At 36.7% G+C, this 16404-nt stretch carries 11 protein-coding genes; 9 read left to right on the top strand and 2 right to left on the bottom strand.

Translation table 11 applies throughout. The annotated features are described in order from the left end of the window. The 4 genes from tssE (at position 1) to BTA34_RS12330 (ending at position 3686) form a co-directional block, all read left to right on the top strand. Positions 1-429 carry a type VI secretion system baseplate subunit TssE gene (gene tssE / locus BTA34_RS12315; RefSeq protein WP_151435830.1) on the top strand — a complete coding sequence of 143 codons (429 nt, stop codon included), beginning with the start codon at positions 1-3 and terminating at the stop codon, positions 427-429. An 83-nt stretch (positions 430-512) separates the two neighbouring features. Then, entirely contained in the window at positions 513-1898 is a 1386-nt protein-coding gene (locus BTA34_RS12320; RefSeq protein WP_151435831.1) for a VasL domain-containing protein, read from the top strand. Positions 1899-1967: 69 nt separating this feature from the next. Continuing rightward, on the top strand, positions 1968-2546 hold the full coding sequence (locus BTA34_RS12325; protein WP_151435832.1) for a hypothetical protein: 579 nt from the start codon (positions 1968-1970) through the stop codon (positions 2544-2546). Between the two features lie 402 nt (positions 2547-2948). Next, positions 2949-3686: an ankyrin repeat domain-containing protein gene (locus BTA34_RS12330; RefSeq protein ID WP_265576085.1), complete on the top strand. Its 738-nt coding sequence runs from the start codon at positions 2949-2951 to the stop codon at positions 3684-3686. A 170-nt stretch (positions 3687-3856) separates the two neighbouring features. Here the strand turns inward: BTA34_RS12330 and BTA34_RS12335 are convergent, their stop codons facing one another. Together BTA34_RS12335 and BTA34_RS12340 are read right to left on the bottom strand one after the other, a co-directional pair. Beyond that, positions 3857-4150 carry a helix-turn-helix domain-containing protein gene (locus BTA34_RS12335; RefSeq protein WP_151435833.1) on the bottom strand — a complete coding sequence of 98 codons (294 nt, stop codon included), beginning with the start codon at positions 4148-4150 and terminating at the stop codon, positions 3857-3859. Between the two features lie 708 nt (positions 4151-4858). After that, the gene (locus BTA34_RS12340; protein WP_151435834.1) at positions 4859-6274 is read right to left on the bottom strand and encodes an NAD(P)/FAD-dependent oxidoreductase; all 1416 of its coding nucleotides are present in this window, start codon (positions 6272-6274) and stop codon (positions 4859-4861) included. Between the two features lie 974 nt (positions 6275-7248). On the opposite strand from BTA34_RS12340, the gene BTA34_RS12345 reads away from it, so the two are divergent. From BTA34_RS12345 to BTA34_RS12365, 5 genes are all read left to right on the top strand, one after another. Beyond that, positions 7249-7767 carry an Hcp family type VI secretion system effector gene (locus tag BTA34_RS12345; protein WP_036939804.1) on the top strand — a complete coding sequence of 173 codons (519 nt, stop codon included), beginning with the start codon at positions 7249-7251 and terminating at the stop codon, positions 7765-7767. Between the two features lie 102 nt (positions 7768-7869). Next, a complete protein-coding gene (locus tag BTA34_RS12350) occupies positions 7870-9990 on the top strand; it encodes a type VI secretion system Vgr family protein (protein ID WP_151435835.1) in 2121 nt (706 codons plus the stop codon). A gap of 9 nt (positions 9991-9999) precedes the next feature. Beyond that, on the top strand, positions 10000-11004 hold the full coding sequence (locus BTA34_RS12355; RefSeq protein ID WP_151435836.1) for a DUF2169 family type VI secretion system accessory protein: 1005 nt from the start codon (positions 10000-10002) through the stop codon (positions 11002-11004). 14 nt (positions 11005-11018) lie between these two features. Beyond that, a complete protein-coding gene (locus BTA34_RS12360; RefSeq protein WP_151435837.1) occupies positions 11019-15545 on the top strand; it encodes a DUF6531 domain-containing protein in 4527 nt (1508 codons plus the stop codon). Next, positions 15545-16240: a hypothetical protein gene (locus tag BTA34_RS12365; RefSeq protein ID WP_151435838.1), complete on the top strand. Its 696-nt coding sequence runs from the start codon at positions 15545-15547 to the stop codon at positions 16238-16240. The genes BTA34_RS12360 and BTA34_RS12365 overlap by 1 nt, the downstream gene beginning before the upstream one ends. Positions 16241-16404 lie beyond the last annotated feature (164 nt).

Here is a 16404-nt window from a genome sequence, read left to right on the forward strand (position 1 = left end):
ATGCCACAACCCTCTCTCTATGAAATGCTAACAGGTTATTTTTCAGGTGGATTACCTGTTGATTCTATATCAGAAGAAGATCAGGTTATTCTTTCTGTTATGGATAATATTCGTCGAATATTAAATTCACGAGCAGGAACATTAAAACATCTACCGGATTATGGTTTACCTGATATGAGTAAAATAATTCAAGGGCTACCCGGAAGTTCACATAAAGTAATGGCTATATTATCAACAACATTACTAAAATATGAGCCTAGAATAAAATCCGTCACACTAGGTATATTACCTGAAAATGAATTTGGAAAATTGCGTTATTCTTTAGATATTGAATTACATCAGCGTGGACTTATACGTTATGGTACTGAATTCTTACCTGATGGACGAATATTTCTCCATCATCTAAAAAAACAATTTCAGTTATATTAAGCTTATCTTCCTCTATCTCAATTTCTATCTCCATTTAGATTTCTCTTTATAAAATTTAGACCTTAAATTAACTTGAGGCTATTATGAATTCTTACTTAGATTCACTTCCAGTTGGTGGTGATCCTCGTGTATTTAATCAATTTCTTAGTATTAAAGAAGAACTTGATAAACGTTTTCATCCAGCACGCCCTGACATTAATTGGCAATATGTTCATGAATTATGCATTTCTTTACTTAATCAAAATGGTGTCGATCTTCAAACTGCAGCTTGGTTTGTTTTGTGTCGCCAACATCAATCTGGGCTGGATGGTTTAAATGAAGGTCTTTACCTAATCCATAAAATATTGACCCAATATTGGCAAACATTATGGCCAGTGCAAACTCATACTCGTATCAATATTCTTTCATCCTTAAGCCAACAGTTAATCTCTGGTATTCGTGGAACTACTTTTGTTTATTCTGACTTATCAATCCTTTATCAAATTGAAGAATTACTAAAGAGTATCAATCATCATCTTCAAATATTAGAAATTAAACATCTTGTTCAATTTGATTATCTAGAGAACTTAATTATTGCTCAAGCTAGGCAGTTAGAGAATGCAGACACATTAGATAGCAATTTTAATTCTCTCGATTTATCCTCTACTATCAATAAAGAAAATGAGGTCCTCCCTCAAATTATCGATACAACTTTATCTGCATCATCGACTCCCCTTAATGCTAATGAAAGTATTACGTCACCAAAAACCTATATATCCTCCTCCATTTCATTACACTCTCCCGTAAAAAAAACATATCGGCAGGAGCTATGGCGGGGTATTTTAATTGGCATACTAACTAGTAGTTTATTCTTTGTTATCTTATTTTATTTTTGGTTATCTGAATTAAAAAATAACAACCTGACAGATGCTTTCCCTTATATCCCAACCATTAATGCCCATGCTGGCTCTTTTATTGAACAACAAACTGCAAATAGTAAAAATATCACAAAGACACTCAATGCTCCGCAGATAGGCGTGATCCAACAGCGTTTAAACGAACTTGCCTTGCTTTCTCCCACATGGGCGCAGAGTTATGGGCTAGAAGTAATCCGCTATTTGAACGAGCAATATGAAGATAATCCAGAACTTTTATCGTTTACACAGCTTTGGAAGAATAATCTAAAAATAAATGCCACCACTGATGAACAACTTAATCAATGGTCTAAAGGTATGACTGAACTCGACAGGTTAAGCCAAAGATTAGATAGCTTTGATGGTAATCCTAAAAATTACATTACAGGCTCCGAATTAAAATCTATCATCTTCAAAGCTCGTCAACATTTCAATCAAGCTAAACCTTTAGAAGAAGAGCTACGCTTACTTGAAAAACAACCGACACGAAATGCAATTTCAGACTATGAGTATCAACAAATAGATAATCATTTTAAACAACTATTAAATCGATATTCGTTATTACAATCTAAATAAGGAAACAATATGTACGTTATAAGGAATTTAATACTTATTGTCATTGTTAGTTTATTAAATGGCTGCATTATGGGTTCACCTTATGGCGGACTTATCTTTGTTGGCCCAATAGATTTAATTAAAATAGCCTCAGAATCCAAAGATGAAAGAAAAACCCCATCTCAAAATACTCAATCAACCCCTGTCATTTATTATGATAATATACAAAGAACAGTAACGGTTGCAGATATTACATTAAATCAAGAAGATATATTTACATCTAAAAATAATATTGGCTCAATAGACTTTATATTTCCTGATGAAGATGAATACAAGATTATATTAGAGCTTAATTATCAAAATGATAAATATCAGGTACTAGAATCAAAAATAAATTTAGTTATGAACAATAAAGAAAATAAATTACCATTAATTGATTATAGTAAAAGAGATATTCGCTATCCTGATTACAAATTATCCTATGTTAGCCTTTATATTTTTAGCAAAAAAAATACTTTTAAACTAAAAATAACCCTTATTAACTCTCAATCAGAAAAAAATCACAGCCAAAATGAAGATATAATACTTAAAAATGAACACTCAATATTGAAATCAAAAATAATAATAGATGAAAAAGATTATAAAATTGACAAAACCACCTATTATTAATTTAAAAATCAAAAGTATCATAATCACACTGTTTTTATAATGATAGCAATATCCATTAAAAAGTAACCAATTATTACAAAATAGTCTTTAAATTAAAAATCGAGAAAGTAAATAATAATGAAATAACGCTATCAAACCATATAGTTATAACATAATTAAATCATCATATAATGACAAAAAAGGAATGACTCTCATTATATTCAAGAAAATACAAGTAAATTCACGTATATTTAATTACTAAAACCAAAAATCAATTAATAAGATTTATCTTTATTAAAATTACGTATTAATAAAAAACACCTTATTTACATTCTGTTTCAATTACCAACACTAATAAATATTAATTTTTAATAAACTATTTGTAATAAGTTTTGTTAGTTATTTATATTTTAAGGTATTTAAATGAATATAAAAATGTTTGTTATTTCATTGGCATTAATTTCTTTTGGCGCACAAGCATTGATCATTAATGAAAATAATCCACCCGAATATCAATCTTTTAAATCAAATTATTCTGATATGATTGAATTGGCTAATAAATCACGTTTACCACATCGGATATTCTATACTTCACCAAGTACAGGTGGAAATGCACTATGGTTTGATGCGGTTAAACATGGTGATTTAAATGAAGTCAAAAAGATGCTTGCCGATGGTCAAAATATTGAAGCGAAAGACACGGGAAGCTTAGAACAAACCGCGCTGGGATGGGCTGCGTTTATTGGTGACGAAGAAATGGTTGATTATCTCATTTCGCAAGGCGCAAGCCTTTGGGCTACGGATAAAGGCGATGTTTATAATGTTTTTAAATCAGCAGTATTAGGAAATAACGTCAATGTGGTAAAAAAAATTCACGACCTAATGAGAAGTGATATTGAACTCAATAACCAAAGAGTAGAAAGCGATGGTGAAACATTTATAATGATTGCAGCCAGTAATAATCGCCTTGAGACAGTAAAGTACCTTATTTCTAAAGGTGCTGATGTTAACCTTGTTACAACAACGCAAGATAAATCATTGTTTTCTTATAACCACAGCGCGTTAAGTTATGCTTGCCAAAATAATCTTAAAGAGATGCAGAAACTATTGATTAGAAACGGCGCTATAAATCATATAACAGGTACAACTCGCTGCCATTAAATACACAAAAGCCATCCTATAATAAGATGGCTTTTGTGCTATTAGTTATTGAGATTAGTTATTGAGATTAGTTATTGAGTTTTGAGAAATAGAATTTTAATTAAAAAAACTAAAAGATGACTCAATATATTTATCAGAACTCAATATCAACAAATAAAATACCAATTTTTTTAAACAACTTTCTTCTTTCTAAATATAACTATTTCACTTGGTTGAGTTATCGACTGCTTATCCTCAAAAACCATAAAATCTGTTTTTTTAGCCTCTAAGATAAGACTTTGAGGTGTAACACCAAGTATATAAGAAATAATAATCAATTGTTCTACTGTTATTTTTAAATATCCACTCTCTAATTGAGAATAATGTAGCATACTTATCCCCAATCTTTCAGACATTTCATTTTCTGTTATTTTCAATTGTCTTCTTATCATTTTTATTATATTCCCAACTTTGGTGTTAATCATCCCTTATTCTCCTTCTTTTATTAGATGATTACATCGATAAAACACCGAATTATAGTTTATAAACTATCAAACCATAAACTGAAAATACTTAACTATTAGTGGTTGAATAACCGTAATATTACTTATTCTCACTAATTCTGTTAATAAGGTTATTCCGATATTTTAAATTTAAAATAATTTACATTTCTATATATTATTTTAATAATCATCAGATTTTGAGTAGCAATACAGTATTAAAAATCAAACAAGCAATCAATAAATATCAACAAGTTAGATGATTTTTAGTTATGATTTTAAAGAAGGAGAGAAAATTATTTCAAATAAACCACACATGAATAAAATCAATAAATTTATTGGTGAATATATTTATCGCTAATATATAAGAAATAAATATTATAAAAATATATCTTGGTTATTATTTTGCATCACCAACAATGAGATTAAAACCCAATATATTAATAATGAAATTTACTTAAATAAAAATAATAACTAATTTTATTTTTATTAACTTACATTTTATTTAGAATAAAGTAATAATTACTTATTTGAAAAATTCACTTATAAAAAATAATCTTAAATTAAAAATTAAATATTATTTTAAATTAGTTAAAAACTAACACGTTTAGTCATGATAAAGAACATACAAAAAAGCCCTCAAATTGAGGGCTTTTAAACTATATGGATTAAAATCTATAAAAACTAAATGGATTAGAATCTGTAAAGGCTAAATGGTTTTGGATCTAAAACAGGTTTTTTGCCAAGTAATAAATCAGCCGTTAATTCTGCTGATACTGGGCTTTCTGTCATACCCCAACCTGTTGCAGTATTAATGACTAAGCCTGGATACTCTTTAACTTCTGAGATAATTGGGTTCTCATCTGGTGCGATAGCCATTGCACCACTCCATTGATCAATTAATTTCGATTCTTTAAAGGCTGGGAATTCTGCTTTTAATTTTTCTAATGAAGCATTTAACTCAGGTAAATCTGGTAATGCAGTCATATTTCTAAATTGCTCAAACGGAGAAACTTCATCTAAGTTCCAATGCGTTGATTGCATAAATGAATTGATTAACTGCTCATTTAAAGAAATATGCACAGGGAAATCAGGTAATGCTAATAATGGCAGATATTTATAGCCATAAGTGAAAGATTCTTTCACTACTGGAGCTACAATAACGCGAGGAGAAGTTGCATAAGTACCATCAGCTTGTTCACGGAAGAAAATACCACCCGGTAAAGCAACGTTGCCACCAGGTGCTGCTGGTGAACCACTGATTAACTGTTGAGACTGGTATGCAGGCAGTGTTGGAACATCAACATTCAGATTTTGCATAAATAGGCGTGACCAAACACCACCAGCAACAACAACTTGAGAAGTTTTGATTGCACCTTTCTCTGTTACAACGTCAGAAATTACACCAGCTTGTGTTTCTAAGCCACGAGCCGCACATTGAGTGTAAATTCTAACGCCCATTTTTTTAGCGTATTCGGCCATAACGAAGGTTGCAACTTCTGGATCGAAGCTACCGGAATCTTCTTCAAAGCCAGCAATTTTCCAATCAGTTGTCGCACCACGAAGACGTTGATTTAATTCAGCACCTTCAATAATTCTGGTTTTAAATGGAATATCGGAGCCGACATTCTTACTTCTTTCGTCAATCCATTTTCTTACGTTAACTAAATCTTCTTCATCAAGAGGAACTTCAACACGGCCTTGTGTACGATAAGTAGTATCAATGCCTACTTTAGCATTCATTTCACGCCAGCGATGTTTGCCTAAATGGTGTAATAAGAATGTTTCATCCGGCATTTTATAGCTAATTGCTTGGCCGTAGAATCTTGAAGATTGCTCACCTGCGATATTGCCCTTCTCAACAATCACAACAGATAAACCGCGTTCTACAAGGTTAATAGCTGTCATAATACCAAGAATACCAGCACCGATAACAACAACATCAGCTTGTTTTGGTAAAGCACCTTCAGTGCCTTCAACAAAGCCATGTCTTGGCGTACCCGGGACAAAACGCCCTTCGCGAGTTAACATTGGTGTCAAAATACCCGCACCAGCAGCGACAGCCACCACACTTCCACCAATGATAAATTTTCTTCTAGATATCGCCATTTTACACGTTCCTTTTACACAATGAATTATTAGCATTAAAACAATCACCCTATCTTATTTCATTTGTAAACTATTAGTAAAGTATTTGTAAATCTTTTCGTCTGTTTTTTTCTTAAAAATCCGTACTATTTAATTTACTTATGCAAAGAAGGGGATTAATCATCATTTTGTTTTTTATCGATTATTTAAGCGCATTAAGTAAAACGAAATGATATTCAGCTAGTTTTTTTCTTGGTTTCTTCGTAGAAATATAAAATTTTTCACTATTAAAGATCTACGACCAATTTGTTAAGCGTGGGCTTATGACACATTCAAATTGCAAATAGATAAGCTAAATCAAATAAATTGATTAACAAATAATCCACAAGATAACTAATGTTATTAAGACAATAAATTGAGCATATAAAGAGGAGATAACGATGAGAAATATAACAATGGATTGGTTATTTGATGTTGATTCAGAGGAAAATAAGGTGATAGTTAAAATGGTCACACTTAAGATTATATTTATCTCTATATATAACTAAATTTCAAGTGTTCATTTTTAAATCAATATTAAAATAAATCTTTTTTTGATTATTTCTATAAAAACAATAGCATTTTTCCCTTATAAATCAATACCGTTACAATTTGAAACAAAATACACATTTTGTTACATATTAAAAATCTATGTACATTAGAACAGACTGGCTTTAGCGAGATTTCGGACATTTACGAAAGTGAATAATGTACGGAAATACACTTATAATGAGATACGAAAGCAGTAAATAACGCGTGAACAATTATTTTACGCGAAGTCACTTATCCTACGAGGATACAACGCCTTTTCTCTCCGCCCCTTCCTTTACTTCCTTTCAAAATTACTTAAGCTACTCTTATCAAATCGCAGTGCGCACTGGCTGATTTTTATCGAAAGGACTTCAACAAAATGATTTGTTGAAAAACGATTATTCACTGTAAATTAAGGACTTGCCATGCCAACTCCATGCTATATCTCTATCGAAGGGAAAACTCAAGGCAACATCACTGCGGGCGCATTTACCGCAGAATCCGTCGGTAATATTTATGTTCAAGGCCACGAAGATGAAATGCTGGTGCAAGCATTTTCTCACGTAGTGACAGTACCGACTGATCCACAATCCGGTCAGCCTTCTGGTCAACGCGCCCATAAACCATTCCGTTTTACCGTGGCGTTAAACAAAGCGGTTCCTCTGCTGTATAACGCCTTAGCTTCTGGCGAAATGCTGCCGAAAACCACGTTAAAATGGTATCGCACTTCGGTTGAAGGGAAACAAGAGCATTTCTTCACCACCACATTAACTGATGCGACTATCGTCAACATCGATTGCCAAATGCCTCACTGTCAAGATCCAGCAAAATCAGACTTCACACAGTTAATCGAAGTCTCCCTTTCTTATCGCAAAATTGATTGGGAACACACAGTTGCAGGCACTTCAGGCTCTGACGACTGGCGTGCGCCTCTCGAAGGTTAATCCTTCTTTTCACCTACACACCTTGGTGTGTAGGTGTTTCTTTGCGTTTTCTTAATGGATAAAAACAAGCGGTAGCTTGCTCAGTGGATATTGGAGCGAATGATGTTTGCGAAAGATAAAAAAAATAATTCGACCTCTCAACTTGGTGGATTAAAAAAGAAAGCGCTCGATAAAGCGCAAGCGTTAGCAATTTCTAAAGCAACCTCAGCCCTTTCAGACTCTACTCAGCAAGCCCTCGCCACAGCTCAGACGGCACAACAAGGGCTTTCGCAAGCCTCATCCATGGCATCTCAAGCCTCAGCGCTTATTCCTGGCGATGGTTTTACGGGAGGAGTAAAAAGCGACGATATGCCCGGGCTAACCTTCTCTGAAGGATTAGCTAAAAATAAAGCCTATGCCCAACTGTTAGATTCGCTATTAGGTGCGGTATCACCTTCGGGTTTAGTTTTCACCTGCCAAATTGCCGGATTGCCTGAAAGCACCTTTCAAGTCACTGAATTTAACTTAAACGAAGGGTTATCACGTTTATTTTCGCTCTCCATTAGCGCGGTTACCACCTTGCCTTTCATCGATTTTCAATCACTGTTAGGTGTGGCGTCCTCGTTAACCGTAAAACGCAATGGTAAAGAAGTCCGCACCGTGCGCGGAATATTAGCGGGCGCGGTGCAAGGCAATACTGATGGTGTAAAAACGTGGTATCACTTTGATATTCGCCCTGAAATGTGGGTAATGACGCTGAATCAAGACAGCCGTATTTTTCAGCATAAAAAAGTGCCTGAGATTTTAAAAACGCTGTTAGAAGAAGCCCATATCAAAGCAGACAGCAAATTTTACCGCGATGATTTACACCAAAAACGCCCTTATATCACACAAAAACGGGAATCCGCCTATGCGTTTTGGTGCCGTTTAGCTTTTGAAGAAGGGATTAACTTTTGGTTTGAAGAGAACCAACTGTTTTATAGCGATGAACATATGGGGATGACTGCGGGCATTCACCTAACCTATACCCCTCAAGCGGAAAGCGATATTACCGACAGCACGGCAACCACATGGCAATACGGTGAATATCTCTGTGTCGATGAAACCATTCAAAAAGACAATAACTTTATCCGCCCTTCTTACCCGTTAGCCCATCAAGCCAAATTAGAAAAAGGCGGTCAGCATAGCGTGTTTGAAAGCTATGGACGTTTTCAAGAAGATGCACAAGCAGCACCTCTCACCGCCATACGTTTTGAACAACTGCGCAACGGCAGTCGTGTGGGACGCGCCAGCACCAACTGTTTTGCCTTAATGCCGGGCAAGATTTTCTCGCTAAGCAACCACCCTAATTTAATGATGAATGACAACTGGCAAGTCATTCAAGTTTCGCATCATGGTGTACAGCCGTTAGCAGATAACGGTGGTGGCGAAGGGACTCAGCTTTCTAATAGCGTCGAATTTATTCCCGGTACGCAAGAATGGCGTCCTCCACATCATTATAAACCCACTGCCGATGGCGATGAAGTTGCCACTGTGGTGGGACCTCCGGGTGAAGAGATTTACGTCAACGAAGTGGGTGCGGTGAAGGTCTATTTTCATTGGGATCGCTATGGCAAACCCGATCACAGTGCCTCGTGTTGGGTGCGCGTGGCGATGGGTTGGAATGGTAATGGCTATGGTTTTTCTGCCGTACCGCGTATCGGGCAAGAGGTGATTGTCTCTTATTTAAATGGCGATATTGATAGACCAATTATCACGGGCTGCACCTATAACGGTCGCAACGCGCCACCGTTGAAATTTCCTGAAAATATGACCCGCACCACAATTAAAACCAAAACCCATAAGGGTGACGGCTTTAATGAACTGCGCTTTGAAGATGCCGGCGGTAAGCAGGAGATTTTTATTCATGCGCAAAAGGATATGAATACCGTGGTGCTTAACAATCGAACGACGCATGTACTTAATAGCCACGCTGAAATTATCGATAAAAATCAAGAAATGGTGGTGAAAGGTAATCGTACTGAAACCATTAATGAAAATAACACTGAATCGGTTGGTCAACATAAAAAAATTAGTGTGGGTAATACGTTAGCCATCGATGCCGGGGATGCCCTTGAACTGCGTTGCGGTGCCAGCGTGCTAAGAATGGATAGCGCAGGTCATATCACCATTAATGGCACAGAGTTTAGCTTTGAAGCCTCAGGTCCGGTGCAGATCTCGGGCAAAGATGTCGATATCAACTAGGGGTTTCGGATGCTCGCTCACGTTATTAACCAGACTCCTTTTCCTCATTTTTCCTTTGAAAAACTGGGGTATAAAGATGAACATTGGCAAACTCTTGCAGTAAAAGTCACTTGTGATTTTGATCCTCTCACGGGCAGATGTGACATTGCTGATGAGCAAAAAACGCTCATTATGGCAGATATTTACCGCACAACGCCTGAAAATAGCAGTTTATTGCACGAAACAGATCTTGTGTCTTATAAACCCAATGCTGAAATATATCTTGTGGGTACCGCCCGAACATTAGATGAAACGCCTTTAGCTCAATGGGAAACCGAGCTATCAATAGGTCAAATACATAAAAAATTGACCATCAGTGGGTCTCGTTATTGGGAACATCACCATGATTGGCAATTAAGCCCTCCACAGCCTATTTCTGCCTTACCGCTTATTTATGAGAATGCTTATGGTGGCAAGAATAGTCTTCAAGAAGCTTATGAGAAAAATCCGGTTGGTTTAGGTTGGTATGAGAGTCGCTATCTTGATAAGGCATTTCAATATCCAGCTCCTCAAATTCACTATCCCCTTTCAGAACAAGCATTCCACCTGAATAAACCGTGGGATGTCGCGGGCTATGGGCAATATAGCCGTTGGTGGCAACAACGATCACAATTTGCAGGTACCTATAAAGACGAATGGCTCAATCAAATAAAGCCTTATTATCCTGATGATTTTAAGTCTAATTTCTTTATGAGTACGCCAGCAGATCAGCATCAACAAGGCTTTTTTGTGGGTAATGAAACCCTCTCATTAAGCGGTTTTTTCGCACAAACACCTCGTGTAGACCTTGTTTTACCTCATATTGGTTTTGTTGCCATTCCTTATTTGTCTCATTCAGAAGCCCCCTATGAGTTATTAAATCTAGACACAATATGTGTATCACTTGATGAACAAAAACTATACCTAACATGGCGTTATCGCCAATTAATTTCGACGATGGAAAGCACGCTGCAACTTCAGGCTTATAAGTTGTAATAAGGATATTACTCATGACAAAAAAAATCGTCGGGAATAAAAATGCCGATTACTGCGTTATCGCCACAGGTCCTGATGTTTGCCAAGTGGGCAACGTTGTTGTTCCCTTTGACAGTTTTCAACAACTCAGTGCAGAAGAAACCTATGTTTCTACGGTACGTGTGAATGGTGTTCCTACATTAACGGTGGGAAGTGTGATTAAAGGAACACAGGGAAACGCAGGCACTGGCATTGTTTCAGGCACCAGTTTAGGGCGTGGAAACTGTATTATCACCAGTGGATCGCCTTCTGTACGTTTTTGTGGACAATCGGCTGCTTTTCATGGCTCTGACGTCATGATGAACAACAATAATGTACCGGGTCGCCTCTATTCTGAAGAAAAAGCCCTACAAAAAGCCAATGAAGCCACAGAAATTTCCGCTGAAGCACCACCAGAAAAAAAACTCCCAGAGCAGATGACCTATCGAGAACTAAAGCACTTGATAGACGATACAGAGCATGAAGCAGAATTAATCGGAGGAAAAAACTTACCCGATACCACCATAGGCGCAGGAAAAGGCTTTTTAAATGGTTTAATTGGTTTGGTTGAAACCGTTTCCAAAGCCAATGCCGTCAGTGCGTCCTATCAAATGGAATCGCAAGCCAATGGTCCTGCAACATGGTTTATGTCAGAAGAAGGAAAACAGCAATACACTGAAACAATGACGTCACTTGCTCATGAAATGCGCAAAGAGGAAAACTTACCTCAATTTGAACGACTAAAATACGACAACCAAGCACAAGAATCAGGTGCCTTAATAGAAGAAGTGGGTGAATACGTTTTTCTCACCAAAGCGGCAGCCAGCTTACTACAAAATGGCATTAAAGCATTACCTCGTCTCATTCGAAAAGATCCACCTCCGCCGAAAGAAGCCACGGTATTAACCAAACCACAGGGTGAAAATAGAGCCAATATAAAGCCCAATAAATCCTGCAACAGTAAAGCGGTCTGTGAATCCGACCCTGTTAACGTTGCCACAGGTGATTTTATTCAAGTTTGGGAAGTGCTCTCCGTTTCAGGGTTGTTACCCCTTTCATTACAACGAACCTATCGTTCAACAGGTACGGCATCCGGCTTATTTGGTCCCAAATGGACAGATAACTGGTCGATATTCTTAGAAATTCAATCGGATAATATTATTTATCACAATGAGGAAGGGGCGCAAATCACCTATCCTTATACAGATACTCACCTCAATATCCGTAATACTTATTATCCCCATGTTCTACTCTCTGGTGATATAAAAGCTAACATTAGTTTATTCGATAATCGCACTCAGTTAACACATCATTTCAACCATATCGATGGATCTTATCGACGCCTCTCTGCCATTACAGATAATAATCATCAACGTATTGATTTTATTTACAACGAACAGCATCAATTAATCTCTGTATCACGTAATGGTATTACAGCGCTTTACTTGGACTATCATTCTCATCAATTAAATCATATTACCTTAGCCAATAAGATTATCTCTCAGCCTTTAGTCAGTTGTCGGTATGATAAACAAGGTTATTTAAGTGAATGTAACGCTTATCAGCAGAATCACTTATGGCATGAATATACTGCCGAAGGTTTTATGTCTCGTTGGCATGATACAGACCAAACGGATTATTACCTTGAATATGACAAATATGGCAGAGCGATAAAAAACAGCTCACCATCCGGTTATTGGTGTGGTGGTTTTATTTATGATGATGTTCATAAGATGACCACCTATTTCAACGATGAAGGGGAGCAATCTTATTATTATTATAATGATGCAGGTCTTGTTACACATGCAATTGATGCATTAGGGCGTGAAACAAAAACACAATGGCATAATAATCAAAAAATAAGTGAAACCAATGCATTAGGGCAAACAACTTCTTATCTCTATCATTATGATGGCAATATTGCACAAATTACCTTTCCCGATGAGCGTTCCATTGAGTATCAATATAATACTCAAGGTCAATTGATAGAATATGTCTCCCCCTTTGGCGATAAATGGCAACTGACCTACGACGACAAAGGTAATTTAACCACAGTGACCGATCCGCAAGGTCGCCAACAAGCCTATGAATACAGCCAACATGGCGAACTGCTTAAAGCTATTCAACCGAATGGTGCGCAGTGGCAATATGAATATAACCACGCAAATCAATTAATAAAAAGCACCAACCCTTATCAACACAGCACCGAATACCAAAGCGATGAGCTAGGTCGATTACTGCAAGTCACTAATGCGCTAAACCACACCACTCGCTATCAATACAGCAAAGAGCATGATGGTGTTAATGGCAGTCTCAGCGATATTTTACTGCCTGATGATATTCATCAACATATTGAATATGACAGCGAACGCCGTGTTGTCGCCGTCACCGATGGCGAAGGCAAAACTACGCGCTATCGCTATGGTGCTTTTGATTTATTACTTGCCACAATACGCCCTGATGGGACGGAAATTCGCTTTGAATATGACTCACTCACACGACTGAAAAAAGTCATCAACGCCACAGGGGATGTCTATTCTTATGAGCGTGATAAAGCCGGTCAAATCATTCGTGAAGTGGATTTTTCCGGACGTGAAATTCAATACCGTTACGACCGCTTAGGGCGACGTATTGCAACTCATTATCCAGATAATCATGAACTCCGTTATCATTATGATGAGACAGGATTAGTTACCGAACAAAGCATTTGGCTGGCTGATGGCATTGAGCATAAATGCCTTTCTACCACCACGTATCAATACAATGAACGCTTGCAACTTATTCGTGCCACCAATCCTGATTCGGTGGTGGAATTTGAGTATGACGACCAAGGGCATTTGTGTTGTGAGCGTATTAATGGGCAAGAAATTAAGCATCAATGGGATGAAGAGCACGATACCCTCACCCAAACCCGCTTTGGTGAGCGTGAACTTCATTATGCTTTCGGTCAACTCCATGAACTGACTTCACTGCAAGTCAACCAACATGCGCCATTGCAGTTTAGTTATAACGCACTGGGACAAGAGTTTTTACGCCAAAGCCAAGCGGGTTTTGCTAATTCGAGCCATTACACCGCCACTGGCTTATTAGCCCATCAACGTGCAGGACGGGGAACAGAGTCCTTTTTACAATCGCTACACGATACTCCGCTTCAACCGCCAATATCGACCGATGTTCACCGAGGTTATCAATACGATAAAGCCTTTAATCTGGTCAATATCGACGATGCTCGCTGGAACCGTACACAATATCGCTATAACACCAACGACCAAATTGTTGAAACCCAATACAGCAACCAGTTTGAACGTCAAAGCGAGAAGTTTCAGTACGATAGCAATCTCAATATCACCGAGCACCAGTTTATCCCATCTGATGCACAAGGTGCTTTTTTGCAACTGGCGCAGCAGCAACAAAAAGGGCGTGTCACTCGTCGTATCACTGCCAAAGGCTATCAAGACTATCACTACGACATTAATGGTCGATTAACGCAAAAAGTGGTTTATCAGCACGGTTTTCGGGCGAAAACGTGGTATTACCAATGGAATACCCTTAACCAACTTATCGCCTGCTTTAATCCCGAGGGAGAATGTTGGCGTTATACCTATGATGCCTTTGGCAGAAGGCTTAGTAAAAGTAAAGTGGTCGATAATCGCCCTACGCCACCTTTAAGCTCTCCCTTTAAAGATAAACGCGTTCAGCGTGTGGATTACCTGTGGTCGGGCAACCAGATGGTGCAAGAAACCCCGATTTATGCCGATGGCACCCCTGCTTATGATTCGCAAATTCAGTGGCTCTACCAGCCCAATGAAATCACTCCCACAGCCCGTTATCAATGCGGAAAATTGCATTATGTGGTCACTGACCATCAAGGCACCCCACGAGAAATCTTTAGCGAAAAAGGGATTGTCAGTTGGGCGGGTCGGTTAAATACCTGGGGACAAATGGCGTTTTGGCAATCTCATGATAATTATGCCGATAACGACCCAGAATACACCGAATGTCATTTTCGGTTTGCCGGACAATATGAAGATAAAGAAAGTGGCTTGTATTACAATCGCTTTCGCTACTATGATAAGGACACTGGGCAATATATTTCGCCTGATCCTATCGGATTATTAGGTGGCTTTAATCCGTATGGGTATGTGCATTGTCCGACTGGGTGGGTAGATCCGTTTGGGTTGGCGGGTGAAGATTGTGATAAGCTAGTTGCTACTCTTAAAAATACGCCAAAGAAAGATCCGCCAAAACCTAATGAACTTGAAGCTTTAAATAATGCTATTAATGATATTTTTGGTGGTAAAGGCATCCCTCGCATTGACCCTAAAACTGGGAAACAAAAAGTTTTTGGTGGAATGTTAGAAAATGGACAAAAAGTAGATAAGTGGAAAGGAGGTCTAGAGTGGGAAGTAATTCCAGGCAATAATAGATTAAGATTAGTAACAAAGGATTTAGGTGATGGTAGAATTATGGTTGGGTTTGGTTACCCTCACTGGGCTAGAATTTTTGATGTGGTAATAAAATAATGAATAATTTGTACTATCTATATGATGATCTAGGAAATGCTATTTTTACTAGTCACGATTTTATTGAATGCTATGATTTCTCAGATATTGGTTATTCATATTTATTTTTATTCACTGAGGTCTCAATTCAAAATAAAAACCATTTATACGATGATAAAATATTTACATTAAGAAGTGATTTATTTAATGGAAGATTAGATATATCATTTTCAGTAAAAAAATTTATTTTATATGATAATAATTTATATTTATACATCGATAATTTAAGTTCTGGCATATACAAAATTGGAACAATGTCTTTCTTAAAGTCTAGAAAAAATGATATTGGTAGAATTTGGTTAGATATGAAAGGTGATAAGAAAAAAATATATCTCTCTGCCAGTTATTTAATAAACGGAGATAATATCCCCGTGAAAAAAAACAACATAGTTATAGAAGGTAAATATATAAATGATTATTATTCTTTTTACTGTGAATTAGGTTATTCATTTATTGGTCAATTTGGTTATATGGGGGATAACTTCTATGAACTTGAGGACTACCTTTCTCAACTAAACCAAATAAATGTAATATGGAACGATAGTGAGTTATCATTGAAGAATATTGATAATACCATGCCTAATGGATATATAGATAGATCAGCTTATGACTTAGTCTCAATTCTAAGAGAGCATTGTAATTTAACGCTTAAATAATATTTTTATAAAAATAATTCTTATATTTAAATTTATCATAATGGCTCCAAACAATACAAAGTGGAGTCATTATAGTTAATAGTAAATTTTCAAAATAACTTATATTTCTAAATATATTATTTTAATAACAATATAATCATCAAGAAAATAAGTAATCTTATAAG

The organism is Proteus sp. CD3 (assembly GCF_008808075.1).
GTDB lineage: Bacteria > Pseudomonadota > Gammaproteobacteria > Enterobacterales > Enterobacteriaceae > Proteus > Proteus appendicitidis.

Bases quoted from the DNA above. Each gene is read 5' to 3' on its own strand.
- BTA34_RS12355 (WP_151435836.1), top strand. From the start codon at position 10,000: ATGCTCGCTCACGTTATTAACCAGACTCCTTTTCCTCATTTTTCCTTT.
- BTA34_RS12345 (WP_036939804.1), top strand. From the start codon at position 7,249: ATGCCAACTCCATGCTATATCTCTATCGAAGGGAAAACTCAAGGCAAC.
- BTA34_RS12350 (WP_151435835.1), top strand. From the start codon at position 7,870: ATGTTTGCGAAAGATAAAAAAAATAATTCGACCTCTCAACTTGGTGGA.
- BTA34_RS12340 (WP_151435834.1), bottom strand. From the start codon at position 6,274: ATGGCGATATCTAGAAGAAAATTTATCATTGGTGGAAGTGTGGTGGCT.
- BTA34_RS12320 (WP_151435831.1), top strand. From the start codon at position 513: ATGAATTCTTACTTAGATTCACTTCCAGTTGGTGGTGATCCTCGTGTA.
- BTA34_RS12325 (WP_151435832.1), top strand. From the start codon at position 1,968: ATGGGTTCACCTTATGGCGGACTTATCTTTGTTGGCCCAATAGATTTA.
- BTA34_RS12330 (WP_265576085.1), top strand. From the start codon at position 2,949: ATGAATATAAAAATGTTTGTTATTTCATTGGCATTAATTTCTTTTGGC.
- BTA34_RS12335 (WP_151435833.1), bottom strand. From the start codon at position 4,150: ATGATTAACACCAAAGTTGGGAATATAATAAAAATGATAAGAAGACAA.
- BTA34_RS12365 (WP_151435838.1), top strand. From the start codon at position 15,545: ATGAATAATTTGTACTATCTATATGATGATCTAGGAAATGCTATTTTT.
- BTA34_RS12360 (WP_151435837.1), top strand. From the start codon at position 11,019: ATGACAAAAAAAATCGTCGGGAATAAAAATGCCGATTACTGCGTTATC.
- tssE (WP_151435830.1), top strand. From the start codon at position 1: ATGCCACAACCCTCTCTCTATGAAATGCTAACAGGTTATTTTTCAGGT.